This window comes from Caballeronia sp. ATUFL_F1_KS4A (assembly GCF_023630905.1).
In the GTDB taxonomy this organism is placed as follows: Bacteria; Pseudomonadota; Gammaproteobacteria; order Burkholderiales; family Burkholderiaceae; genus Caballeronia; species Caballeronia zhejiangensis.
Genome location: NZ_JALQEB010000029.1, coordinates 114,607 through 138,554, shown reverse-complemented (window position 1 = coordinate 138,554; position 23,948 = coordinate 114,607). Strand labels below are relative to the sequence as shown.

Genomic DNA, 23,948 nt, shown 5'->3' with positions numbered 1-23,948 from the left:
GAACGCGATGAAAGTATATTTACTCGAAAATCCGGCCAAAAAAAATTCATTTTCATCGAACTCGGGTTTTCGATAAGGCGCGCCACGGCCCGCAACTCGGCCGCATCCGATGCCTCGAACGCGCACGATCATGCACAATACGGAGCGCGTCGCGATGCAAGATCGCGCGTCTTCAGTCCTCCACGATCCCTATGAATTTCGATTTCCTGCCCGATCCGCTGCCGCATCTGCTCGCCATTCATCCGTGGGCGCAAACGGTGGCGGGTCTCGTCGCGCTCGCGCTGATCGCGCTCTTCGTGCAATGGGTCGTGGCCCGCATCGTGCTCCATGTCGCGCATCGCCTGCTCGTGCTCGCGGGGCATCAGAAGTGGGACCGCGCGTTCATCAAGCATCGCGCTTATCACCGGCTCTGGTATGCGGTGCCGTTCGCGACGGTCGCGCTCGGCATCGACGAAGTGCCGCGCATCGGTCACTGGGCGACGATCATCGGCCGCGTCGCGCACGGCGGCGCGTGGATCTGCATGTTCTTCGCCGCGGGCAGCGCCCTGTCCGCGTGGCAGGACGTTTATGCGGAAAGCAAGGAAGCGCAGACACGCTCGATCAAAGGCTACATCCAGATCGGCAAGCTCGGACTCGCGCTCGTATGCGGCGTGCTCGTCCTGTCGATACTGATCGACCGTTCGCCGCTCTGGATGCTCTCCGGTCTCGGCGCGCTCTCGGCCGTGCTGCTGCTCGTGTTCAAGGACACCTTGCTGTCGCTCGTCGCGAGCACGCAGCTGACGTCGAACGACATGCTGCGCATCGGCGACTGGATCGAAATGCCGCAAGCCGCCGCCGATGGCTTCGTGAAGGACATCGCGCTGCACACCGTCAAGGTGCAGAACTGGGACAACACCGTGACCACGGTGCCGACCTACAAGCTCTTTTCGGAGAGCTATCGCAACTATCGGCACATGTTCGAATCGGGCGGGCGGCGCATCAAGCGGACGATGCGTATCGACGCGCAATGCGTGCGCTTTCTCACCGAGGAAGAGACTGCGCGCCTGAAACGCTTTCGCCTGCTGCACGATTATCTGGAACAGAAGCAGACCGAGGTGGAGCAAACCAACCGCAATCTCGGCGAACTCGCGAACGAGCCCGCGAACCGGCGGCGGCTCACGAACATCGGCACGTTCCGCGCGTACGGGCTTGCGTTTTTGCAGCGCCATCCGGAGATTCGCCAGGACATGGCGATCATGGTGCGAATGATGGAGCCGCAATCGGACGGCATCCCTGTCGAGGTTTATTGCTTCACCGCGACGACCGCGTGGACGCAATACGAGCGCATTCAGGGCGACGTCTTCGATCATCTGCTCTCGATCCTTCCCGAGATGGGCCTGCGGCTTTATCAGGCGCCGTCGGGCAGCGACTTCTCGGGCGTCGCGGGCCGCCTGCGCGGCGAAATGCCGATGCTGTGACGCGCGCAGGATTCGCCGTCGAAAAGAATCAGGCAAGAATCCGCCATTTTTGTGTATTCACGTTGACGCTTCCCGTCCGTACGATTCAACCATCGCCGATGCGCCTTTTTTCCGCGGTTTCGCAGCCGCGGTGAAGTCGTTTTTTCTCGCGCATCGCCATTCAATCGTCATAAAAGGAAAACTCAACGTGATCGATCGCGTCCATGCCATGCGTGTCTTTACGCGTGTCGTCGATACGAACAGTTTCACGCGCGCCGCCGAGTCGCTCGGCATGCCGCGCGCGAGTGTTTCGACGACCGTGCAACAACTCGAAGCGCTAGTCGGCGTGCAATTGCTCGCACGCACGACGCGGCGCCTGAATCTCACCGTCGACGGCGCCGCTTATTACGAGCGCTGCGCGCAAATTCTCGCCGATATCGACGAGCTCGAATCCGGTTTCGGCGCGGGCGAAGAGCGCCTGCGCGGACGGCTGCGCGTCGAAATGCCGGATACCGTCGCGACGTCGATCGTCGTGCCCGCGCTGCCGGAGTTCCACGCGCGCTATCCGCAGATCGAACTGTCGATCGGCATCGGCAATCGCAATGTGGATCTCGTCGGCGAAGGCGTCGATTGCAGCGTGCAGCTCGGCGAATTGCCCGATTCCGGATTGATCGCGCGCCGGCTCGGCATGCTCGAACAGGTGACGTGCGCGAGTCCCGCGTATCTGGAGAAGCACGGCACGCCGGAAACGCTCGACGAGCTCGCGCAGCACGTCGCGGTGAACTGTCTTGCGGAGAAAAGCGGGCGCCCGGCCGATTTCGATTTCGCTGTCGACGGCGAAGCCGTCACGATGAAGATGCGCGGTTTCGTTCAGGTCGCGGACGAGCACGCGTACCTCGCGTGCGGCGTCGAAGGGCTCGGGCTCATTCAGCCGCTGCGGATCGCGGCGCAGCCTTATCTGCGCTCGGGACAGTTGCGCGAAGTGCTGCCGCAATGGAAATCGCCGCCGCTCAAGGTGTCGGTGGCGTTCCTGAAGAGCCGTCAGGCGACGCCGCGCGTATCCGCGTTCGTCGACTGGCTCGCGACGCTCTTCGAGCGTTCGCAACAGATCGACGATACGTTGACGAGCCTGTATCGCTCGGCGCAGCGGCGCGGTTCCTCGCGGCGGGACCGGCCGGAGGAAGAAACCGCCGACGCGTGATCTTCGCGTCGCGCTATCGCACGGGCGTGGCTGCGTTCGCGCCCACGACCGTGTTCCACTTGCGCACTTCCCAACGCTCCACCAGCCCGTTCGTCACGTAAGGATCGTTCTTCGCGAAATCTTCGGCGGCGGCGGGCGATTCGCTGTGAAACAGCAGCATCGCGCGATCGGTGGGTGCATCGAGCGCCCCGGCGAGCACGATTTCGCCCCGTTCGACCGCCGCCCACGCGAGCGCCAGATGTTCATCGCGAAACTGCGCGCGGCGCTCCAGATAGTCAGACCGAAGTTCGTAAATCAACAGATAGTGCATCGCCATCTCCTTTGGTGCGAACAGTGCCGGATTTATCAAGCTAGTTTGTCCTATTTCCGAAAATAAAACCAAGAGTTCAATCGGAAGGCTCTGATCGCCTTGCGATCCCGTATCGAAGATCATGAGCGGATACTTGTAAAGGACTCTGCCATGAACCGCGATCAACCTCCCTGCAATATGTGCGCGAAGCACGATTGCCGCTCGTGCGCGTGGACGTCGCCGCTCGACGCTTCGTATCGCACGCTCATCCAGTCTCATTCCATGCTGTCGCTCGTCGCGCTTTCCGTGAAAAGCGCGGAAACCGCGCCCGCCGAACCGTCGTGGCTCGGCATCGCCTGCAAGCGGATTCTCAAATTTTTCTCGCAAATGAGCCCGCTTGCACGCTAAAAAAAGCGTAAGGCAAGTCGCATCGAAGCACCGTTTTTGTAAAGAAGTTTGCACGATTCTTTTTAGGATAACTGTGCATATAGAATCCGCTGCGCTTCTGCGCTTGCGTTAAGCGCTCATGTAGAAAGGAAATTCAGTCGATGAGCATCAATCTGGTCCAGGCGGTCAACGCCGCGATCTCGGAAAACGTCGCGGAGCAGTTGTCGCAGCAGTTCGGCATACCTGGGCAAATGGTCCGGCAACTCGCGGCGCGCATCGCGCCCGGACTCGTCGCCTCGCTCATGGACCGGGCGACGCTCGTGCCCGGCTCGCAGTCGGTCTACGCCGTCATCATGCAGCCGGAGACCAACGCCTACATCGCGGAACAGTTCTCAAAGCTGATCGCCACCACCGGCGGGCTCAAGCAGCTCGAAACCACCGGGCACTCGCTTGCCGCGCTCGCGACGGGCCAGCGTGTCGATGCCCTGACCGACGCCGTCTCGGCAGAAACCGGCGTTCCGACGCAAGCGACGTCGGCGCTCGCCGGCATCGTGGCGGCCGTGCTGTTCGGCGTCATGAAACGCCACTTCCTGCTTGCACAGTGGGGACTGCCGCAGGTGCCCAAGCTCCTGCGCGATCAGGTCGGCGAGATCAATTCGTCGATGTCGAACGCGGTCGCGACGGCCATCGGCGTTGGCAACACCGAAGGCTTCACCAGTTGTATCACGCCGCGCCTCGATACCGTCGCATCGAGCCTCGAACCGCGCATCGACGGCGACGTCGCGGTGGCGCTTGCGCCCGAACCCGTCGCAAAAGCCGTCACGCAAAGCGCCTCGGCGCCCAAGCCCGCGCCGTCCTTGCCCCCCTCGCCGCCGCCGATGCGCGCACCGGTTCGCAAGCCGGCGGAGAAGCGTTCGAACAAGTGGATCTGGCTGCTTTTCGCTGTGTTGGCCGTCATCCTCGCGCTCGTCTATTACCGTGGCTTCACGCATGGCGAAAGCGTCGATCTGAGCGCCGCGCCAGCCACGCAGCCGGTCGCCGATGCGTCGACGCAGGCTTCCTCCGCGACGCCATCGGTCTCGCCGGTCAGCGATGAAACGCCGGCCGTGTCATCCATCGATGCGTCGGCCAACACGGCGGCGGCACCGCAATCGGCCTCGGCAATGAAAGCCGCGCCGGCTTCATGGAAAGACGCGCAGTTGCTGTTCAGCGTCAACTCGGCGGGCGTCCCGGCGATCGAGGCGACGGTCGGCACCGAAGCAGAGAAGAAGCATCTCATCGACGCATTGACGGCTCGCTTCGGCAAAGCCTACACGGCTGATATTTCCGTCGTTGCCGAAACACGCCCGGCAGCCTGGCTTTCGCGTCTGAGCGACTTCTTCCCGCTCATGGCCGTGCCCGGCGCGGAAGCCAAGATCACCGGCTCGAAGGTGGAACTGAGCGGCGCGGCCGCAAACGCGAAGCTCGGCTGGGTCGATAGGATGAGAAGCTCGCTCGGCGGCATGTTCCAGGTCGCGGCGTTCGACGTGGACGGCGCGGTCGCCACGGCGACACGATCCTTTCGCAGCGCGCTAAAGAGCCTGCTCGCCACGGACACGCCTTGCTCCGGCGACAAGCTGACGCGCGTGCTCGACCTTCAGGTTGTCAATTTCGAGCGTTCGAGTGCGCAGGTGCCGGAAAGCGCCTACGCCACGCTCGGCGAGACGGCGCAGCTGCTCAAGAACTGCGCAGCCAAGGGTTCGATGGTGAATCTCGAAATCGCGGGTTATTCGGATGCCCAGGGCGGAGCGGCGGCCAAGCTGGAAGTGTCAAAGGAACGCGCTCAGGCGGTCCGAGGCTTCCTCGTGCGTAACGGCGTGCCGCCGCAATCGCTCACGGCAGCAGGCTACGGCGACGCCAATCCGATCGCCGACAACGATACTGCCAGCGGACGTTTCGCGAATCGCCGAATCGAATTCGTCGTCAGAAAGGGCTGAGCGCCGCTTCGACTCACAAGATTTCTTCAAACGCCGTCGCACGAAAGCGCGACGGCGTTTCTATTTGTGCCCGCGCCATGCGCGCTCTGCAGCCGATTCAGTTCGGCTTGGCGAAATCGTTCTCGGCCCAGCGTTCGGCGCTCGCCTTGCTGAGCTTGAACGCCGGCGATACACGCACGAACGCGAGCTGCGCGCCGTACGCATCGAAGGCTTTGAGATTGGCGTAGGGATCGTCTTCATCCGGAACGATCTCCAGCGTGACGGTGATGTCCTCCCCCCGCACGTCGATGGTGACGTTCTTGTTCAACATCGCATGACGTTGCTGTTCATGGCGACGCAAGACTTCCGACGCCGTCTTGACGAGCGTGCGGAACGCGCCTGCATCGAGCGGCTTCGGATTTTTCTTGTCGCGGCCCATTGTCCACGGGCCGACGAGCGCGGGTTCCGCCTCGCCCGCCTGAATCATCTCGACGGCCCAGCCGTCGTCGTCCTCGTTCTTGATGACGCGCGCGGTCCAGCCGTCGTCGCGCCAGAGGCGGTCTTCGTGGATGGCTTCGTCGGTGGAGGGGAATTCGGAATCGGTCATATCGTAGCAACGCATGCAGAGAGGCAATGCGACGAATTTTACCTTGGGGCGGGACGCGGCATCGTTCGTGCTCCACGGGTTAGCCGAACGGCCAGTGTCATACCCAAACGCATTGCGCCGTGCTACTTTGGATGTACCGGATCGTCCGGAATCCTTCCGCAAACGCAATCAAAACGCCGTAAAACTTAGTCAAGGAGCGACCGCATGCTTGCATTTATCGGTACTTTGATCGTCGGACTCGTCGTCGGTCTCATCGCACGCGCACTGAAGCCGGGCGACGACAGCATGGGCTGGATCATGACCATCGTCCTCGGCATCGCCGGATCGCTGATCGCGGGGTACGTCGGCCGGGCGCTCGGCTGGTATCAGCCGGGACAACCGGCGGGTTGGATCGCCTCGGTGATCGGCGCAATCATCCTGCTCGTCGTCTGGGGAATGATCCGCAAGCGCACGTAACGCCGCGCCTCATCGTTTCTTTTCTTGGTGAAACGCCTCGTTCCGGTTCGGACGAGGCGTTTGTTTCATCGGGCGATGCGCTCGATATCGACCTCCGCACCGCCCCGCACGACGCGGTTCGGGAGCGCGCCGCCGAGCCAGTACGAAAGCTCGGCCGGCCTGCCGATGCGCCAGGCGACGAAATCGGCGGTCTTGCCCGCTTCGAGCGATCCGTGCGTCGCGTGCAAGCCGAGCGCCTTTGCCGCATGCAAGGTCACGCCGGCGAGCGCTTCTTCGGGCGTCAGGCGAAAGAGCGTGCAGGCCATGTTGAGCATCATGCGCAGCGAAAGCGCGGGCGACGTTCCCGGATTCAGATCGCTCGCGAGCGCGATCGGCACACGATGCCGCCGCAGTGCGTCGATGGGCGGCAACTGCGTTTCACGCAACATGTAAAACGCGCCCGGCAAAAGCACGGCGACGGTGCCGGATTGCGCCATCGCGATGGCGTCGTCCTCGGTCATGTATTCGAGATGATCCGCCGACAACGCCCGATACCGCGCCGCCAGCGACGATCCATGCAAGGACGACAACTGCTCCGCGTGCACTTTGACTGGCACGCCGAGATCGCGCGCGCATCGGAACACGCGCTCGACTTGCTCCGTGGAGAACGCGATGTGCTCGCAAAACGCATCGACCGCATCGACCAGGCCTTCTTCGACGAGCGCTGGCAGCATCTCATCGCAGATATGGGCGATATAGTCATCCGCGCGATTCGCGTACTCGGGTGGCAACGCGTGCGCGGCGAGGCAGGTCGCGCGCACGGTCAGCGGCAGCGCTTCGCCGAGACGACGCGCGACGGCGAGCATCTTCCGCTCGTTCGCGAGATCGAGCCCGTAGCCTGACTTCACTTCGAGCGTGGTCACGCCTTCGCGCAGCAGGCCGAGCGCGCGCGTTTTCGCCGCTTTGAACAGCGCGTCTTCGCTGGCTTCGCGCGTCGCGCGCACCGTACTCGCGATGCCGCCGCCGCGCGCCGCGATCTCCGCGTAGCTCACGCCTTCGAGCCGCTCCTCGAATTCGCCGCTGCGATCGCCGCCGAAAACCAGATGCGTGTGACAGTCGATCAGACCCGGCGTCACCCACGCGCCATCGAGTTCGACACGTTCGCATTCGCCGATATCCGGCGCGGCCGCGCGCGGTCCGATCCACTCGATGCGCGCGCCATCGGTCAGGATCGCCGCGTCGTCGATGACCGAATACTTGCCGCCGGCCATCGTCGCGGCGTGGCAGTGTTGCCAGAGCTTTTTCATCGCTTGTCGATCATCGGCAGATCGAGGCCTTGATCGCGCGCGCATTCGATCGCGATGTCGTAACCGGCATCGGCATGGCGCATGACGCCCGTCGCCGGATCGTTGTGCAGCACGCGCGCGATGCGTGCATCGGCTTCACGACTCCCGTCGCAGACGATCACGACGCCCGCGTGCTGCGAAAAGCCCATGCCGACGCCGCCGCCGTGGTGGATCGACACCCACGTCGCGCCGCTCGCCGTGTTCAGCAGCGCGTTGAGCAGCGGCCAGTCGGACACGGCGTCCGAGCCGTCCTGCATCGCTTCGGTTTCGCGATTCGGGCTCGCGACGGAGCCGGAATCGAGATGGTCGCGGCCGATCACGACCGGCGCCGACAATTCGCCGTTGCGCACCATCTCGTTGAACGCCAGGCCGAGCTTCGCGCGCAGCCCGAGGCCGACCCAGCAGATGCGCGCCGGCAAGCCCTGAAAACTGATCCGCTCACGCGCCATGTCGAGCCAGCGATGCAGATGCGCGTCATCGGCGATGATCTCCTTCACCTTCGCATCGGTCTTGTAGATGTCCTCGGGATTGCCCGAGAGCGCGGCCCAGCGGAACGGCCCGACGCCGCGGCAGAAGAGCGGCCGGATATACGCCGGCACGAAGCCCGGGAAGTCGAACGCGTTCTCGACGCCCTCTTCCTTGGCCATCTGGCGGATGTTGTTGCCGTAGTCGAAGGTCGGCACGCCCTGTTCGCGGAACGCGAGCATCGCGCGGACGTGCTCCGCCATCGATTGCTTCGCGGCCCTCACGGTCGCCGCCGGATCGCTTTGCGCGCGATCGCGATATTGCGCCCACGTCCAGCCTTTCGGCAGATAGCCATTGAGCGGATCGTGCGCGCTGGTCTGATCGGTGACCAAGTCCGGCCGAACGCCGCGACGCACGAGTTCGGGCAGCACGTCCGCCGCGTTCGCGCACAGTGCGATGGAGATCGCGCGGCCTTCGGACGTGTAGCGCCGGATGCGCGCGAGGGCGTCGTCGAGATCGGTCGCCTGTTCGTCGACGTAACGCGTCTTCAGACGGAAATCGATGCGGCTCTGCTGACATTCGATGTTCAGCGAACACGCGAGCGCGAGCGTCGCCGCGAGCGGCTGCGCGCCGCCCATGCCGCCGAGACCGGCGGTAAGCACCCAGCGGCCTTTGAGATCGCCGCCGTAATGCTGTCGCCCGGCCTCGACGAAGGTTTCATACGTGCCCTGCACGATGCCCTGACTGCCGATATAGATCCAGCTTCCAGCGGTCATCTGGCCGTACATCGCGAGACCTTTCGCGTCGAGCTCGTTGAAGTGCTCCCAGTTCGCCCAGTGCGGCACGAGGTTCGAATTCGCGATCAGCACGCGCGGCGCGTTTTCGTGCGTCTTGAACACGCCGACTGGCTTGCCCGACTGGACGAGCAGCGTCTCGTCCGCTTCCAGACGCTTCAGCGTTTCGACGATCTTGTCGTAGCACGCCCAGTCGCGCGCCGCCCGGCCGATGCCGCCGTACACGACCAGTTCCTTCGGATTCTCGGCCACTTCGGGATCGAGATTGTTCATCAACATGCGCAGCGGCGCTTCGGTCAGCCAGCTCTTTGCGCTGAGTTGCGTGCCGCGCGGCGCGCGGATCTCGGTGTCGCGAAAACGGGAAGTCGAAGTCACGGATTGCTCCTGCGCATCAAGAAGTGAGTGTGGACAGACGCGAACGACAACCCGCGTCGAGTTCACTTCATCTTCTTGTATATACAACTTACGTTGTATTAGGGGAATCCCGAGGCTTCCCATTCGAGCGATGTCGCTCCTTGTCTAGACAATCTTCACGGCAGGGGAAGCCCGCTGTCGCGTTTGACTTCACGCAGCGAGAGCATCGATTCCACGGCGGTGACGCCCGGCAAAGTCCGCAGCACGTCGCGCATGAAGATGCCGTATTCGTCGAGATCGCGCGCGATGATCTGAAGCAGATAATCCGCCGTCCCCGAAATGTTGTGGCACGACACGATGCGGGCAATGCCCTGAATTTCGCGCTCGAAGCGATCCGAGAGCGCGCGGTCGTGCACGCTGAAGCGCACCTGCGCGAACGCGACGACGCCCAGTTCCAGCGCCTTGCGCGACAGCACGGCGCGATAGCCGTCGATGAATCCCTCGCTTTCGAGACGCCTGAGACGGCGCGCGCACGGCGTTTCGCTCAGGCCGACGCGCTCGGCCAGTTTCGCGACGGGCATGCGGCCGTCGTGTTGGAGCGCAGCAAGCATCGCGCGATCGATGCGGTCGATTTCGGTCATGGTGCTATCCCCTTTAAACTCTTCTGATCTTAGAGGAAAGCTGCAACCCGACTCGCAAAATCGCCTCAAAAGACCATAAATCGCTCTTTCCGAAGTGGCACGATAAAGCCTTCTGAACAGGAGCGCATCATGGTTTCGGCACACTTGCTTTGGGTTTTCATCGGCGCGCTCGCGGTCGTCTACGCGCTGCCCGGACCGGACATGGCGCTCGTGCTGCAGACGAGCGGCACGCGCGGATTCCGCCGCGGACTCGCGGTCGCCGCCGGTCTCGCCACGGCACGCGCGACGCACGTCACGCTGTCGGCGCTCGGCGTTGCAGCGCTTCTGCGCAGCGCGCCGTGGCTTTACGACGGCGTGCGTATCGCGGGTGGCCTATATCTCTCGTACGTGGCGATCCAGATCTTCCGCTCGCCCGCTTTCGGACTCGAAGCCGCATCCGGACACACTGCATCCACGCTGCGCTCTGCCTACGCGAAAGGCATTCTGAGCAGCATCCTCAATCCGAAGGCGCTGCTGTTCTGCTCCGTGCTGCTGCCGCAATTCGTGCGGCCGGAGACGGGGCCGGTCTGGTCGCAAGTGGTGGAATTGGGCGTCGTGCTGGTCGTTGTCGGCGTCGCGTTCGACCTGACGCTCGCGGCGGGCGCGGTGCGTATTTCCGGCTGGCTGCGCCGTCATCCGAAAGCGCAGACGGTGCAGCGCTGGACGTTCTCCGCGGCGCTGCTCGCATTCGCGACGCGCCTTTCGCTCGAATGATTCAGACGTCGAGCGGCTTCAGAAAGAGCTCGTGCTTCGGCGCGAAGTGCGCGTAAAGCGGCAGGATCGCGCCGCCCATCGCGCGGGCGTCGGGGCCGATCTGCCCTTCGACGAGACGCGGCCGCGTCATGCCTTGCCAGTCGAAGTTGCCGAGCGCCGCATCGGTGCGGCCAATGACTTCGCGCAGCAGATTCCGGTCGATTTCACCGTCGATCACCACGGCTTCGAGATCGAGCAATGCAGCCGACGACGCGATGCCCGTCGCGATCGCGGGACACGTCTCGCGCATCCACGCTTCCGACAGCGCGCGCCACTCCGGCGACCACGCGCGCTCATCGTGCGCCGCGGCGGCCGGCGCGCCCGCCGCGGCGAGCGCCTTTTCCAGCACGTACACCGACGCCGTGTTGAGCAACTGCCCGGCGCGCTTGCCTTTGCCTCCGCCGACGAGCGGCAGCGATCCGATCGCGCCCGCATTCCCGCCCGGTCCCGCGTGCAATCGGCCATCGATGACAAGCCCGCCGCCGATGAACGTCCCGATGAACACATACAGGAAATCGCGCAGCCCGCGCCCCTGGCCCATCACGAGTTCGGCGGCGCACGCGGCGGTCGTGTCCTTCGCGAATTCGACCGGCAGCGCGGTCATCGCTTCGATGCGCGCGCGGATGTCGATGTCGTCCCACGCCGCGAGCGCGTCGGGCGGCGTGTCGAAGAAATCGCGCCAGCCGCCGATCCACAACGGCGCCGCGACACCGATGCCCGCGATCTTGCGCGCGTCGTCGCCGAGCGCGGCGGTGACGCGCGCGAGCCGCTCTTCCAGCGCGGGAAACAGCGTATGCGGATCCGGATACGGATACTCCAGCGTCTCGCGCGTGCGCACGTTGCCGGCGAAGTCCATCGACAGCACGTCGAGGCTGCGCCGCCCCACTTTCACGCCGATGGAAAACGCGCCGTCCGCGCGCAGCGAAATCGGCACCGACGGTTGCCCGATGCGCCCGCGCACGCGCGAACGCGGCTCTTTAGCGAGCAGGCCGTCTTCGATCAGATGATCGACGATCAGCGAAACCGTCTGCATCGACAGGCGCGTCATGCGCGCGACTTCGGCCTTCGGCAGCGCGCCATGCAGGCGGATTGCCTGCAAGACGATGCGCTCGTTGAACTGGCGCATGCCCAGTTGATTCGAGCCGATGGAGTGCATCGAAGCTTTGTGCGCGGGCCGCTCAGACATCGGCGCGTGCCTCGTGGCGCGAGCGTGCGCGCCGTGAGCGATTCATGTGTTTGTCCCCGCTGGATTAATTCGAGTCCTTTTATTTAAACATCCGCGCCGAATTTTTTCCGGATTTTTAGTCGGTTATGTTCGGGAGAGCGTCATCGCCGATCAACCTCGTCTTATCGAAAACATGAGCACCCTGGAAGCCCTTCACGCGATCGTCAACGACGAAAACGCGCCGCAAATCATTCGCGATCACATCGTCGATTCTTTGCAGTTCGCGCTGCGCAACCATCCCGGCTATTTCACGCGCAAGGAGATTCAATGGCTCGCGCAATGGGAAGACACGCGCATTCCCATCGCGGCGGCGAAGATTTTGAACGAGATGAAGACGGCTTGACGCGCGCCGCTCAGTGCGTGCCCGAGGCGCGCGCGTGCCATTCGTAGTCGAAGACGGTCGCCTGCACCGGCTCCGACAGGCTTTCGACGAAACCGATGACTTCCGGATCCTTGACGAAGCTCGCAGCCGAGCTCGCCGCGAGAATCGCCGAGCTGTCCTGCGGCCGCGCGACGAGGAAACCCTGCACATAGTCCACGCCGATCTCCTGCAGCGCGCGCAAGGTATCGATGTCCTCGACCCACTCCGCGACGCTGCGCATGCCGAGATTGCGCGCCAGCGCGACGATCGCCTCGACGATGGCGATATCGGCCGGATGCGCGCACATCGAGCGCACGAATTCGCCGTCGATCTTGAGCGCATCGGCGGATAGCGCCTTCAGATATTTGAACGACGTGTAGCCGGCGCCGAAGTCGTCGAGCGCGATCTTGCCGCCCATGTCGTGCACGCGCGCGATGAAACGCTGCGTGTTCTCCAGATCGTGCAGCGCAACGCTTTCCGTGATTTCGAGGCACAGGTAATGCACGATCGACTGATGCCGCGCGAAGAGCGCGAAGATATCCTCCATGAACTGCTCGTCGTTCAGCGAACCGCCTGAAAGATTCACGCAAATGAACTGCGTGTTGCCGAGCTGATGCCGATGCGCTTCGATCCAGTCCAGCAGCGTCGAGATGACCCAGCGATCGATCGCCGCAATGTTGCCCGATTCCTCCGCCGCGACGATCACCTTGCCTGCAGGCAGCGTTGCGCCATCGGGCGCGCGCATGCGCAGCAGCACTTCGAAGTTGAGCGATTCGGTCGGCTTGGTGAGCGACATGATCGGCTGCATCACGAGGAAAAGTCCCGGCGGCAGGCGATTGCGCCCGAGCGTCTCGACGAGCTTCAGTTCCTCCGCGCGCTCCTCGAACGCCGCCGCGCCCTTGCGGTACGTGACGAGATGCGTGTGCGCGACCTTTTTCGCTTCCCGGCACGCGCGATCCGCGTGTGAGAGCGCGTCCTGCACGCGCACGCCCTGCGAGCATTCGACGAGACCGATCGACGCCTTCACCTGAAACGCGCGATTGCCGACCTGATACGGCGCATCCGACAAAATGGAGATGAGTTCGCGGCATTGCGCGATGGCGTCTTCGATCGACGTGTCGTGCATCACGCAGACGAATTCGTCGCCGCCGATGCGTCCGACCGGATAACTGCGCGCGAAGTGCGCGCGCGTGCGGGCCGCGACCTGGCGCAGCACTTCGTCGCCGCTGCGATGGCCGAAGAGATCATTGACGAGCTTGAAGCGGTCGAGATCGACATAGGCCAGTGCCCACGGCAGCGTCTCTTCGCTTTGCGCGGCAATCGCCTTCTCGACGCCGCGCCGGTTGAGCGAGCCCGTCAGCGAATCGTGCTCGGCGAGAAAGCGAAGGCGCTCGACGGCCTTCGACCGTTCGGTCGTGTCCTGCAGCGAGCCTTCGATCCAGCCGTTCGAGCGGATTGCCTTCAACAGATAGCGGCGCTCGGCGGTGCCGCGTTCGGGCGAGCCGCCCATTTCGAGTTCGCCGTCGCTGCCCTTCGACGCGAGCGCCTGCAGCGCGCCCCACGCGCCGGCTTCGAAGTAGTCGTTCCAGTGCCGCACCTTGTAGTCGGCCTTTTGCAGATCGAGCATCGCGCGCAACGCCGGATTGGCGCGCACGAAGTGACCGTCGGAATCGAGCGTGAAGAGGCCGATCGGCGTGACTTCGTAGGTGTTGCGCAGTTCCATCTGCGCCTGGCGGCGGAAATCGCGTTCCGCGCGCATCTGCTCGGCGATCGCGAACGCCGCCATCATGCTCGACGACAGCGCGGCCATCACCGTATTGACGCCGCCGACGAGCACCTTCAGCCCGAAGGCCGCGCCGAGCACTTCGGAGAACGTGGAGAAAAGCACGATCGCGAGCGACGCGACATACCACAGCACGGTGCGCGAACGCGCCATCCACACGAGCCGCGCGAGGAAGAACAACAGCACGCATATGCCGAAACCCGCGATGACCCAGAGCGTCGGAATGAAAAGCTCATACGGCAACGCGATCGCGGCGGCGAGCAGCACAATGCCGACGTACTGAATGACGCGCAGCAGCCAGCGATAACCGACCACGCGCAACTCCCGCCGGAAAAGCTGTTGAAAGAGCGCGGCCGTCAACAGGTAATAGGCCGCGAAGGTGATTTGCCGCAATGGCTGAATGTATTCGGTCGGCAATACGCGGCCGAGCCATTGCATGTCCCAGCCCATCGCATTTGCGCAGAGGCGCAGATTGCCGACGAGCCATACCGCGAAAATCACATAGGTCCATTCGTGATTGATGAGCGCCGTCACGAAGACGAATACCGCGAGCGTCAGCAAACCGCCGGCGATCAATCCGGAGCTTTCCTGAAAATCGAGCGCCGAATTACGGAGGCCTTGCCATTCCCATGTAAATGCGTTGATTTGCGCGGGTCCGGAAAATGTGCCCCTGCAGAGAATGTTTTCCGGTTCTTTCAATCGCCCGACGTGAATCGAGAAACCGGCTTTAACCGCGCGCATCTGGCCGCTGACGGATTCGCGGCTCGCGTCGCCGAGCGGCGCAAGCGTGTCCGCGTTCCAGCAGGCAAGCGTTTGCGCGTGACGCGACGGCAATTCGACGACCGTCGATGAATGCGCGCTCATGCTTGGCGTGGTGAAACTGAACCAGACCGGCTTTTCCGAAAGACGCGTGCTGTAGCGCGATACCGGCGTGACGCCTCGAAGCGCCACGAGCGCGTCGCCGGGATTCATGATCGCGGCTTTATCGGCGACGACGCGCAGTTGGAGCGGAACCGCGCCGCGCGTTTCGTATTGACGCGGAAGGAAATAGAGCGTGGCGATCGTACCGAGCAAAATCAGAAAAGGCACGGCGTAAACGGCGACCGCGTACAGCGCGTCGTCGATCCACGAGCCCGTGCGTCTGAATCTCGATAAGGAAGCTGGAATAACCGACGCCATTCTTGGAAAAACCCCCGTTTGCGCCCAGCGCGAAATGCGCCGGCGCAGACAGCGGCGGAGGCCGAAGCCCCGCGCGCCGCCGCTTTTGGCCAACCGGACCGCTCCTGGTCCGGTTATTCGCTATTACCGTCCTAAATACGATCGTCCGTTTCTTTTACCTGCCGTAAGCCATCAACGGAGCGTCTGGGCATCGTACCGGTTCCCAGTCAAAAGATAAATCTACAGAATGCAAATCGATGTCCGGGTGATGCGTGTTCACCATGTAATTGAAGAGCGGATGACGGGCTTCTTCCCAGCGCTGGCGCGCCGCTGCGACGTCCTTCGCGAGCACGCGATGCGGCAGCCCGCCGACATGCGACATCGGCAGGAATTCGTTGACGCCGAAAACATCCTTGAAGAGCATCGCCTCATACTCCCGATCCAGCGGCGTGCGCGCCGTGATCACCATGTAGTCGATCCCGTGCAGTTCGCAGAACATCCAGAGCGCCTTGCACAGCGCCACTTTCACCACCCGCCCCACCATGCCGCCCGCGACGCCGAGACGCGTCGCTTCCGCGAGGCGGCTCGTCGCCAGATGATCCGGCAGACGCACCGACTGCTCGACGGCGAGCGGGCCGTACGCATTGGTCTGAATACGCATCGTCCCGAGCGGTGCGCCGTCGAGTTTCGATTCCGCGAGAAGCACCGCCGTGCCGCGATCGCGGTCCGACGGCTCGATCGTCATCTTTTCGGCGAATTCGGGCAGATGCCGCCCGTAGGCCGAACGTCTGATGCTCACGGCTTTCTGCAGTCCGCCATCGTCTTCGACGATACGGATAGTAAACGGCATGCGCTCCGTTTTCTGAAGCGCGGGGACGACCGTGAGAGTCGGGCGTACCGCCGATTCGGTCTGGTTAGCGGCGGCATTGTTGGCAAGGTTCAGACGTTCCATTTGTAAACCCCATTTTTTCTTGGCGATTGGAAAGGTGCCGCGTGTTGAGGACGTTTATTGGAGGGTTCCTTACACGGGCGGGTCGAGCCTCTCACGAAGTCGAAAAAGGGGGTGCGCGCTTGCCGCTGTTTCTCAGCAACTTTTGGGCTAATTCAGTGGAAGAAAGCTTCTAATCGGCGAAAAAGCCAATCGTCGGCCGCAGCCGCAAACCGAAATATGCATATGCCAGGAAGGTATATGCGCGCCCGATGAGGGTGAAAGAACGAGGGTAAGCAGCCACCGGCCAACGCGAGAGGCATTCAGGAGAATAGCGTTCGGCGAACAGTCGCGGAGCATCGCGTAAACGCTGGAAAACATTTAATAAAAGGGGTTCGGTAACGTTTGCTTACATTTTTCTTCGCAGATTCTGCGAAACCAAAAATATGCAAAGTTTGGGATTGCCGAAAGGCGGTCGAGGAGGACGAAAAAAAGCGGGCGTCCTTCCGGAAGGACGCCCGCTCTATCACGACATAATCGTGTCGCAGTATGAAACGCGCTGAAGCGAATTAAAAAATCAGTCCTCTTCGTCTAGCCAGGGGATATCCACGTCGGTAATGAACGCGACCATCGCGAGCGGACGGCCTTCCTGCCGCCCGATATTGCCGTCGGCGCGTTGCCACTCGCAGCGGAAAATCGTCGCGGGCGTGTCGGCGAGCAGCGTGATGGTGCGGATTTCGTCCGGATCGTTATCCTCGACCGGACCGTCGAGCGACACGAGCAATTGCTGCGGCCAGACGCCGTCGGCCGGATCGTAGATCTTGTCGCCGTCGTGGATGACGACGTGCGCCTCGACGCCGATCGTCGCCGACGCCTCGACGATCATCTTGCCGAGCGCGCGCAGCACCGCGGTGGCGCGGCCCGAGTTGGCCTGGCGGATCGCGAGATCGCCGCGCGTCAGCGCCTGCTCGAGTTTGGGATTGGTTTTCTGTTGCGCCATCTATCTCTCTCAAGGGGTTCGTTGCGACTTTCGACGGGCACGGCCCGGCTTAAGTTGCACGCGGATCGTAGCATCGCACCAACAAAGATAGGTCGCGCGGGCGTCGGCGGCAAACCGGAGACGACAAAGCCCGCTCGACGCATGGACGGATCGCGCTCAAGTTTGCACGCGACCAGCCGATATTGCGCTCATCCCCACCGAAACGCGTGACTGCCGTGCCGTTCATCGACCTGACTGCTCCTTTGTGCGTTCGTCCGCCGGCGCTCGCTTCCCGCATGCCGTCTCCGGGCACCGCCGTGCGGCCGCCGCGACAGCGTCCCTGAACGTGCTGACCGGACATACGGAGATCGTCGACGGCATCACGCTGCGCACGCATCTGCAACCGATCTACAGCCTGCCGCACCAGCGCGAGGTGGGCTACGAGGCGCTGTTGCGCGGCGAAGCCGAAGACCGCGCGCTAGTCGGACCGTTCGATCTCTTCGCGCGCGCGATCGTCGCGGGCAAGCTGACCGAGCTCGACCGCATGAGCCATCTCACGCATCTGCGCAACGCGGCGCCGATGCTGCCCGCCGCGCACTGGCTCTTCGTCAACATCAATCCGGCGACCTTCACCGATCCCGGCTATGCCGCGCGGCTCGCGGCGGCCACGCGGGCATCCGGTCTCGCGCCCGAGCAACTGGTGATCGAAGTGCTCGAATCCGGCGGCACGGACGTCGCGGAAATCGCGCGCGCGACGCGTTCCTTTCGCGCGCAAGGCTTTCTCGTCGCGGTCGACGATTTCGGTGCGGGGCATTCCAACATCGACCGGCTGCTGACGCTGCGGCCGGACATCGTCAAGCTCGATCGCAGTCTCGTGCGGGCGAAAAGCGCTCACATGCGCGACGCGTTGCTGCCGAAGCTCGTCGATCTGCTGCACGAGTCGGGCATGTTCGTGGTCGCCGAAGGCATCGAGACGCACAAGGATCTGATGCTGGCGGCGCGCTCGAACGTCGATTTCGTCCAGGGCTATCTGCTCGGCATGCCGTCGGTGCGGCTCGCCGAGCGCGGCGCGGTCACGCCGCTTTTCGAAGACGTGTTCGACACGCTCGCGCAGATGCGCCGCACCGAGCGCCTCGCGGGCGATCTGCTTCTGCTGCCCTATCGCGCGGGACTCACGCAGGCGGCGCGGCGTTTCGCGTCGGGCGCGACGGCCGAAGCCTCTTGCGCCGACCTGCTCGCGCAGCCGTGCACGCTGAGTTGCTTTTTCCTCGATCAGGGCGGCCGCGAGTTCATGCCCGGCCTGGCGGGCGCGGCCGCGAGATCGCCGACCGCGCGGTTCGCGCCGATCGCCGATCCGTCGACGGGCCGCTGGGACAATCGTCCGTATTTCGTCGATGCGCACGCGAAGCCGCAGCAGGTCGTCGCGAGCACGCCGTATCTCTCGGTGACGGGCACGTCGCTATGTGTGACGCTGACGATCGCGACGCAGCGCAACGCCAAACCGGTCGTGATCGGCGTCGATCTCGACTGGCGTCGCCTGAGCGAAGCGGCGCCCGCGATTCTCTGACTCTTCAGCGTCTCAGGCGGTCGCGCGCTTCGTCCGCGCGATCGCATCGGCGAGCGCCGCCGCGCCCGCGCGCAGCGCCGCGACATTGCCGGGCTCGAAAGTCCAGTGTCCCGCCGCATTCACGACGGTCAGTTCCGCGCCCGGCCAGTGAGCCGCGAGGTCGAGCGCCTGATCGGCCGGACACACCATGTCGAAGCGGCCATGCACGATCCGGCAAGGCAGATGCGCAATCCGCGCGATGAGCGGCAAGAGCGGGATCGGCGGCAGCTCGTTCGCCATGTAGTGCCGTTCGAGCAACGCCATCGAGATCGCCGCCGCGTTCGCTTCCGCGCTCGGACGTTTCTCTTCCTCGGCCGGTTCCTTCTCGGGCTTGTTGACGACGGAAAGCGTCGTCTCGTACTGCGTCCACGCGCGCGCGAGCCGCGTGCCGGCTTCGTCGAAGCGCGCGAGCGGCGCTTCGGTCATCCGCAAAATGTCCTGCCCGTTCGCGGGACGCTGGCCGCACGCCGCCTCGATGGCATCGAGGAACGCGCGATGCGCTTCCGGAAACACGCGCCGCACGTCCCATAGAAACCAGTCGATGTCCTCGCGCCGCGCGAGAAAGATGCCGCGCAGCAGAAAGCCCGTGCAGCGCTCGGGATGCGCGACGCCATACGCGAGCCCGAGCGTCGTGCCCCACGAGCCGCCGAAAATCGCCCATTGCTCGATCTGTAACGCGACGCGCAGCTTTTCCATATCGCCGACGAGCGCATCGATGCCGTTCGCTTCCAGCTTGCCGAACGGCGTGGACTTGCCGCAGCCGCGCTGATCGAAGAACACGACGCGCCATTTGTCCTGCTCCAGCACCTCGGCCCATTTGACGTTCATCGCGCCGCCGGGGCCGCCGTGCACGACGAGCATCACCGGCGCGTCGCGCGGGCCCTGCGCGCGCCAGTAGATCGAATGACCGTCGCCCACGTCGAGCATGCCTTCGTCGAACTGCACCGGCGTCTGATTTTCCATTGCGCTGTTTCCTTGCTGTGTGTTTCGTCGGGGTCCATTGTTGCATCGCTTCGATGACGCCGCATGACGCGAAACGCCGATCCAAGGCGTTTCACCCGATACGCTATGCTTGCGGATTCCCGCCGTTCATCCCACTGTCATTCACGAATCCCGATGCGACGCACCCTCGTCAAGTGGCTTTTTGCAACCTATCTGCTGGGCAGCGGCATCGTCTGGTCGATTCTGATCCTGCCGCTCTTTCCGTTCGTCGGCCGCAACGGACGTTACCGGCTCGCGAAGCTCTGGTGCCGCGCGATGGTCGTGATGATGCGCGTCATCACCGGCGTGACGTGCTCGATCGAAGGTCTGGAGCATCTGCCCGACGGGCCGTGCATCATCCTGTCGCGTCACGAATCGACGTGGGAAACGCTTTCGTTCATGGCGCTCTTTCCGCGACGCATCAGCTTCGTGTTCAAGCACGAACTCATGAACATTCCGTTTTTCGGCTGGGTGCTGCGCGGGCTCGACATGGTGAGCCTCGACCGCGGCTCGATCCGTCAGGCGCATACGGCCGTGACGCGCGAATGCGCCGCGCGGCTGAAAAAGGGCGATTCCGTCGTGATCTTTCCGGAAGGCACGCGCGTCGCGCACGATGCGCCGCTCAAACTGGCGTCGGGCGGCGTGCGTCTCGCGTGCGCGACGAAGGTGCCGGTCGTGCCTGTCGTCCACGACGCGGGCAAGGTCTGGCCGGCGAAAGGGTGGCCGGATCGCGGCGGGCATATCCGCGTGATCGTCACGCCCTGCCTGCCGCTCGACTGCCAGATTCCGCAGGAGTTGAACCGCCTCGCGCAGTCGCAAATGGACGATGCGCTCGCCGTGTTGCGCTAGACGGCGCTCAATACGGCGGACGTTTCTTTGCGGCGCACAAGCGGTTCACCGCGGCGATCAGCGTCCCCACGTCGACGGGCTTGCGCAAATAGCCGTCGTAGCTGACGAACGCCGGCGGGTTCGGATGCCCCGAAATCATCAGGAAAGGAATGTGCGCGAGCGACGCGTCGTTCTTCATCGTCTGGCAGAGCAGCGCGCCGCCCAAGCCCGGCATCATCCAGTCCGATACGACGATGTCCACGCTCTGTTCGCCGAGTATCGACAACGCCTTGTTGCCGTCGAACGCGCATAAGACATTGCAATCCTCGCCTTGCATAGAGAGGGTCCAGGCTTCGATGGTGGCGGGGTCGTCGTCGACGAGCAGTACAGTCTTCATCTTGCGAACTTGTTCGAGTGCGGCGCGTTTGTGCGGCGGGAGGTGCAGGACAAAGGCTGCCGGCAACATCGGTAGTGACTGCCGCCAAGGCCGATGGTTGCCGTCACCGCTTATCTGCAGCTTTTTGTCATAGTATTTCTTTCGCGCCAAATCTGCGCGGTAAATGCTGCTTCAGCAACTTGCGCGCCGCCCGGCGTCGGCGGTCATTTGCTCCCGGCGCGCGAGCGGCCGGCGTCGCGCAGTGCGTCGACGAGCGCCTCTTCCACCGGCGTGCGCGCGGCGTCGTTGCGGCGGATCAGGCCGATGGGCTCGTCGGTGCCCGCGAAGGGCATCGGCAGCGCGGCGAGCAGTCCGAGGCCGATGTCCTGCTCGACCGCGCCGGCCGGCACGAACCACACGGCGTCGTTGTTCATCGCGAGCGCGCGCCCAAGCGACACCGACAACGTTTCGACGAGCGCCGTCAGCGCGTGCGCGCCGAACGCGGTCAGCACGCTTTCCGCCGATTGACGGATCAGCGTGCCGAAAGGCGGCACGACGATCACGAAGCGCGCGAGCAGCGCGGGCGTGAGCGGCGTTTCGAGCGTCAGCGGATGCTCGCGGCGCACGACCACCGCGAGCGGCTCGCGATAAATCTGCTCGAAGGACAGCCCGTGCATCGCTTCCGGCTCGGACAAGCGTCCGACGACGAGATCGACGTCGCCCGCCTTCAGCTTTTCCAGCAAGAGCGCGTTGGAATCGGTCCAGACGGACAGCGACACCGCCGGCCACTGCTGCCGGAACGATGTCAGCGCGGGCGAAAGCAGCACCGGCGCGACCGTCGGCAGAACGCCTATCGAAATGGATCCCGGCACGTCGCCACGTTCCCGCAGAAGCATGTCGACGCCCTCGCGCAGCGACGCCACGCACGCGCTCGCGTGCGGCGCGAAGAGCCGGCCCTCGCGCGTAGGCACCGCGCCGCGCCGCCCACGCTCGAACAGCCGCACGCCTAGAATGGATTCGAGCTCGCCGATCGTTTTGGAAACGGCGGGCTGCGTGATCGACAGACTATCGGCGGCGCGCTGCACGCTGCCGAGTTGCGTGACGGCCAGAAAACACTGGAGATGCCGGAACTTGACGCGGGTGTTGGTGAAATCGGTATCCATGACGATCCGTTATGCAAGATGGCACGAAACATCATTTTCCATAACTTGTGTCGTTCTATAAAGTAGCCGTCAGAAACATCCTATTCAACTTCCACAAATACAGGAGACAGTCGACATGACCTCCCCCATCCTCACACCGCGTGACTGGGAATCCCATCCCGCGTATCTGTCGCCGGGTTACCGGTCGTCGGTCCTGCGCAGCCCCGGTTTGCCGCTCATTCCGCTGAAGGAAAATCTGCGCAACCGCCGCGTGCCGGTCTACGGTGCTGAAGACTTGGGCGTGCTCGACAACGACCTCACCCGTAACGCCGCGAAAAACGGCGAACCGCTCGGCGAGCGGATCATCGTGACGGGCCGTGTGCTCGACGAAGGCGGCCGTCCGGTGCGCAACACGCTCGTGGAAGTGTGGCAGGCGAACGCCGCCGGCCGCTACGTGCACAAGGCGGACCAGCACGATGCGCCGCTCGATCCGAATTTCCTCGGCGCGGGCCGCTGCCTGACCGACGACGAAGGCCGCTATCGCTTCATGACGATCAAGCCGGGCGCGTATCCGTGGGGCAACCACCCGAACGCGTGGCGTCCGCAGCACATCCACTTCTCGCTCTTCGGCGAATATTTCGGCTCGCGCCTCGTCACGCAGATGTATTTCCCCGGCGATCCGCTGCTCGATCTCGATCCGATCTACCAAGGCATTCCCGAGCACGCTCGCAAGCGTCTGGTTTCGGCCTTTTCGATCGACACGACGCAGGAAAACTACGCGCTCGGCTACGAATTCGACATCGTGCTGCGCGGCCCGGACCAAACGCCGACGGAGTAACCGAACATGACCACGCTGAAACAGACCCCTTCGCAGACCGTCGGACCGTACTTCGCTTACGGCCTCGTTCCCGAGCAGTACAACTTCGATCTGAAGAGCCTCTTCACCGCATCGGCGGCGGATCGTGAAGTGCCGGGCGAGCATATCGCCGTCGTCGGCAACGTGTTCGACGCGGAAGGCAAGCCCGTCAACGACGCGCTGATCGAAATCGCCCAGGCCGATGCGAACGGCCGCTACGTGCAGAGCGCGCAGGAAGCGCGCGAGTCTGGCTTTCGCGGTTTCGCGCGCTGCGGCACGGGCACGGATCCGAAGCTGCGCTTCATCTTCGATACGGTGAAGCCGGGCGCAACCGCCGACGATTCCGCGCCGCACCTCGATGTCATCGTGCTGATGCGCGGCATGCTGCTGCACACCTACACGCGCATCTACTTCGAGGACGAAACCGAAGCCAACGCGAAGGACACCGTGCTGCAGAGCGTGCCGGCGGAGCGCCGTCATACGCTTGTCGCGAAGCGCGAAGCGGGCGCGTCGGCCAAGCCGGGTTCGTCGGGCACGATCTATCGCTTCGACATCCATCTGCGCGGCCCGAACGAGACGGTTTTCTTCGATCTGTAAAGTTTCTCGCAGCAGTCGTTTGAAACGAGGGCGTCCGGCACTGCGCTATAGTGTCGGACGCCTTTCGTTTTTCTCCGCACTCTTTCCATGTCCGACGCTCCCACGCCCAGCCCGCTCTACGTCAAGCTTCTCGCCGAAACCGCCCAGATCGGCTGGTCCGAGCTGGAGCGCTTTTTCGCGCAAGGCAAGCTCATCTGGGTGAAGGGCGATCTCGATCTCGTAAGCGTCGCGGAAGCCATCGCCAACGACGACAAGCAGCAGGTCACGCAATGGCTTTCGGCAGGACTCGTCGAACGCATGCAGGCCGAGACCGCCGCCGATGTCGCCGCGCGCGATCCGCAATTGTGGGCGGTGGTGCTGTCGCCGTGGGTGTGCGTCCAGGAACGCGGGTGAACGGATGCAGTCGCGCTGCCTCGCGACACCGCA

General features: G+C 63.7%; 24 protein-coding genes. 12 read left to right on the top strand and 12 right to left on the bottom strand.

The features are described 5' to 3' along the window. Positions 1 to 191 precede the first annotated feature (191 nt). Entirely contained in the window at positions 192 to 1,457 is a 1,266-nt protein-coding gene (locus NCS03_RS15840; protein WP_008353740.1) for a mechanosensitive ion channel family protein, read from the top strand. Positions 1,458 to 1,644: 187 nt separating this feature from the next. After that, positions 1,645 to 2,637, top strand: a complete 993-nt coding sequence (locus tag NCS03_RS15835; RefSeq protein ID WP_033536340.1) for a LysR family transcriptional regulator — start codon at positions 1,645 to 1,647, stop codon at positions 2,635 to 2,637. 13 nt (positions 2,638 to 2,650) lie between these two features. On the opposite strand, the gene NCS03_RS15830 is transcribed toward NCS03_RS15835, so the two are convergent. Beyond that, a complete protein-coding gene (locus NCS03_RS15830) occupies positions 2,651 to 2,947 on the bottom strand; it encodes a YciI-like protein (protein ID WP_008353742.1) in 297 nt (98 codons plus the stop codon). A gap of 150 nt (positions 2,948 to 3,097) precedes the next feature. On the opposite strand from NCS03_RS15830, the gene NCS03_RS15825 reads away from it, so the two are divergent. Together NCS03_RS15825 and NCS03_RS15820 are read left to right on the top strand one after the other, a co-directional pair. Then, positions 3,098 to 3,334 (top strand): hypothetical protein, encoded by a 237-nt coding sequence (locus NCS03_RS15825; protein ID WP_008353743.1) that lies wholly within the window; start codon positions 3,098 to 3,100, stop codon positions 3,332 to 3,334. A gap of 140 nt (positions 3,335 to 3,474) precedes the next feature. Continuing rightward, positions 3,475 to 5,289, top strand: a complete 1,815-nt coding sequence (locus tag NCS03_RS15820) for an OmpA family protein (RefSeq protein WP_250529373.1) — start codon at positions 3,475 to 3,477, stop codon at positions 5,287 to 5,289. 97 nt (positions 5,290 to 5,386) lie between these two features. Here the strand turns inward: NCS03_RS15820 and NCS03_RS15815 are convergent, their stop codons facing one another. After that, positions 5,387 to 5,875 (bottom strand): hypothetical protein, encoded by a 489-nt coding sequence (locus NCS03_RS15815; RefSeq protein ID WP_008353745.1) that lies wholly within the window; start codon positions 5,873 to 5,875, stop codon positions 5,387 to 5,389. Positions 5,876 to 6,079: 204 nt separating this feature from the next. Here NCS03_RS15815 and NCS03_RS15810 point away from each other — a divergent pair, with 204 nt between their 5' ends. After that, a complete protein-coding gene (locus tag NCS03_RS15810) occupies positions 6,080 to 6,331 on the top strand; it encodes a GlsB/YeaQ/YmgE family stress response membrane protein (protein WP_008353746.1) in 252 nt (83 codons plus the stop codon). Between the two features lie 65 nt (positions 6,332 to 6,396). Here the strand turns inward: NCS03_RS15810 and hutI are convergent, their stop codons facing one another. The 3 genes from hutI to NCS03_RS15795 form a co-directional block, all read right to left on the bottom strand. Next, positions 6,397 to 7,617 (bottom strand): imidazolonepropionase, encoded by a 1,221-nt coding sequence (gene hutI, locus NCS03_RS15805; RefSeq protein WP_008353748.1) that lies wholly within the window; start codon positions 7,615 to 7,617, stop codon positions 6,397 to 6,399. Then, positions 7,614 to 9,290 carry a urocanate hydratase gene (hutU, locus tag NCS03_RS15800; RefSeq protein ID WP_250435582.1) on the bottom strand — a complete coding sequence of 559 codons (1,677 nt, stop codon included), beginning with the start codon at positions 9,288 to 9,290 and terminating at the stop codon, positions 7,614 to 7,616. The genes hutI and hutU overlap by 4 nt, the downstream gene beginning before the upstream one ends. 155 nt (positions 9,291 to 9,445) lie before the next feature. Next, positions 9,446 to 9,910, bottom strand: a complete 465-nt coding sequence (locus tag NCS03_RS15795) for an Lrp/AsnC family transcriptional regulator (protein ID WP_008353751.1) — start codon at positions 9,908 to 9,910, stop codon at positions 9,446 to 9,448. A gap of 129 nt (positions 9,911 to 10,039) precedes the next feature. On the opposite strand from NCS03_RS15795, the gene NCS03_RS15790 reads away from it, so the two are divergent. Beyond that, positions 10,040 to 10,663 carry a LysE family translocator gene (locus NCS03_RS15790; RefSeq protein WP_250529372.1) on the top strand — a complete coding sequence of 208 codons (624 nt, stop codon included), beginning with the start codon at positions 10,040 to 10,042 and terminating at the stop codon, positions 10,661 to 10,663. Position 10,664: 1 nt separating this feature from the next. On the opposite strand, the gene NCS03_RS15785 is transcribed toward NCS03_RS15790, so the two are convergent. Next, entirely contained in the window at positions 10,665 to 11,888 is a 1,224-nt protein-coding gene (locus NCS03_RS15785; RefSeq protein ID WP_250529371.1) for an ROK family transcriptional regulator, read from the bottom strand. Between the two features lie 172 nt (positions 11,889 to 12,060). Here NCS03_RS15785 and NCS03_RS15780 point away from each other — a divergent pair, with 172 nt between their 5' ends. Continuing rightward, the gene (locus NCS03_RS15780) at positions 12,061 to 12,270 is read left to right on the top strand and encodes a hypothetical protein (protein WP_008353754.1); all 210 of its coding nucleotides are present in this window, start codon (positions 12,061 to 12,063) and stop codon (positions 12,268 to 12,270) included. 10 nt (positions 12,271 to 12,280) lie between these two features. On the opposite strand, the gene NCS03_RS15775 is transcribed toward NCS03_RS15780, so the two are convergent. The 3 genes from NCS03_RS15775 to NCS03_RS15765 all read right to left on the bottom strand — a co-directional run bounded on the left by NCS03_RS15775 (position 12,281) and on the right by NCS03_RS15765 (position 17,157). After that, complete coding sequence (locus NCS03_RS15775) at positions 12,281 to 15,250, bottom strand: putative bifunctional diguanylate cyclase/phosphodiesterase (RefSeq protein WP_250458885.1); 2,970 nt, start codon at positions 15,248 to 15,250, stop codon at positions 12,281 to 12,283. Positions 15,251 to 15,404: 154 nt separating this feature from the next. Continuing rightward, positions 15,405 to 16,181: an N-acyl amino acid synthase FeeM domain-containing protein gene (locus NCS03_RS15770; RefSeq protein ID WP_175979147.1), complete on the bottom strand. Its 777-nt coding sequence runs from the start codon at positions 16,179 to 16,181 to the stop codon at positions 15,405 to 15,407. Positions 16,182 to 16,734: 553 nt separating this feature from the next. After that, the gene (locus tag NCS03_RS15765; RefSeq protein WP_008353757.1) at positions 16,735 to 17,157 is read right to left on the bottom strand and encodes a hypothetical protein; all 423 of its coding nucleotides are present in this window, start codon (positions 17,155 to 17,157) and stop codon (positions 16,735 to 16,737) included. Between the two features lie 325 nt (positions 17,158 to 17,482). Between NCS03_RS15765 and NCS03_RS15760 the strand changes: the two genes are divergently transcribed. Next, on the top strand, positions 17,483 to 18,703 hold the full coding sequence (locus NCS03_RS15760) for an EAL domain-containing protein (RefSeq protein ID WP_144403698.1): 1,221 nt from the start codon (positions 17,483 to 17,485) through the stop codon (positions 18,701 to 18,703). A gap of 12 nt (positions 18,704 to 18,715) precedes the next feature. On the opposite strand, the gene pip is transcribed toward NCS03_RS15760, so the two are convergent. Further along, positions 18,716 to 19,705 (bottom strand): prolyl aminopeptidase, encoded by a 990-nt coding sequence (gene pip / locus NCS03_RS15755; protein WP_008353760.1) that lies wholly within the window; start codon positions 19,703 to 19,705, stop codon positions 18,716 to 18,718. Between the two features lie 153 nt (positions 19,706 to 19,858). Between pip and NCS03_RS15750 the strand changes: the two genes are divergently transcribed. Then, positions 19,859 to 20,572: a lysophospholipid acyltransferase family protein gene (locus NCS03_RS15750; RefSeq protein WP_008353761.1), complete on the top strand. Its 714-nt coding sequence runs from the start codon at positions 19,859 to 19,861 to the stop codon at positions 20,570 to 20,572. Positions 20,573 to 20,579: 7 nt separating this feature from the next. Here NCS03_RS15750 and NCS03_RS15745 read toward each other — a convergent pair whose 3' ends face one another. After that, positions 20,580 to 21,098 carry a response regulator transcription factor gene (locus tag NCS03_RS15745; protein ID WP_235366236.1) on the bottom strand — a complete coding sequence of 173 codons (519 nt, stop codon included), beginning with the start codon at positions 21,096 to 21,098 and terminating at the stop codon, positions 20,580 to 20,582. A 53-nt stretch (positions 21,099 to 21,151) separates the two neighbouring features. Beyond that, a complete protein-coding gene (gene pcaQ / locus NCS03_RS15740) occupies positions 21,152 to 22,090 on the bottom strand; it encodes a pca operon transcription factor PcaQ (RefSeq protein ID WP_034471860.1) in 939 nt (312 codons plus the stop codon). Positions 22,091 to 22,205: 115 nt separating this feature from the next. On the opposite strand from pcaQ, the gene pcaH reads away from it, so the two are divergent. The 3 genes from pcaH to NCS03_RS15725 all read left to right on the top strand — a co-directional run bounded on the left by pcaH (position 22,206) and on the right by NCS03_RS15725 (position 23,915). After that, the gene (gene pcaH, locus NCS03_RS15735; RefSeq protein ID WP_033536333.1) at positions 22,206 to 22,907 is read left to right on the top strand and encodes a protocatechuate 3,4-dioxygenase subunit beta; all 702 of its coding nucleotides are present in this window, start codon (positions 22,206 to 22,208) and stop codon (positions 22,905 to 22,907) included. A 6-nt stretch (positions 22,908 to 22,913) separates the two neighbouring features. Beyond that, positions 22,914 to 23,522: a protocatechuate 3,4-dioxygenase subunit alpha gene (gene pcaG, locus NCS03_RS15730; RefSeq protein ID WP_008353765.1), complete on the top strand. Its 609-nt coding sequence runs from the start codon at positions 22,914 to 22,916 to the stop codon at positions 23,520 to 23,522. 87 nt (positions 23,523 to 23,609) lie between these two features. Further along, a complete protein-coding gene (locus tag NCS03_RS15725; RefSeq protein WP_008353766.1) occupies positions 23,610 to 23,915 on the top strand; it encodes a DUF2288 domain-containing protein in 306 nt (101 codons plus the stop codon). Positions 23,916 to 23,948: the final 33 nt, after the last annotated feature.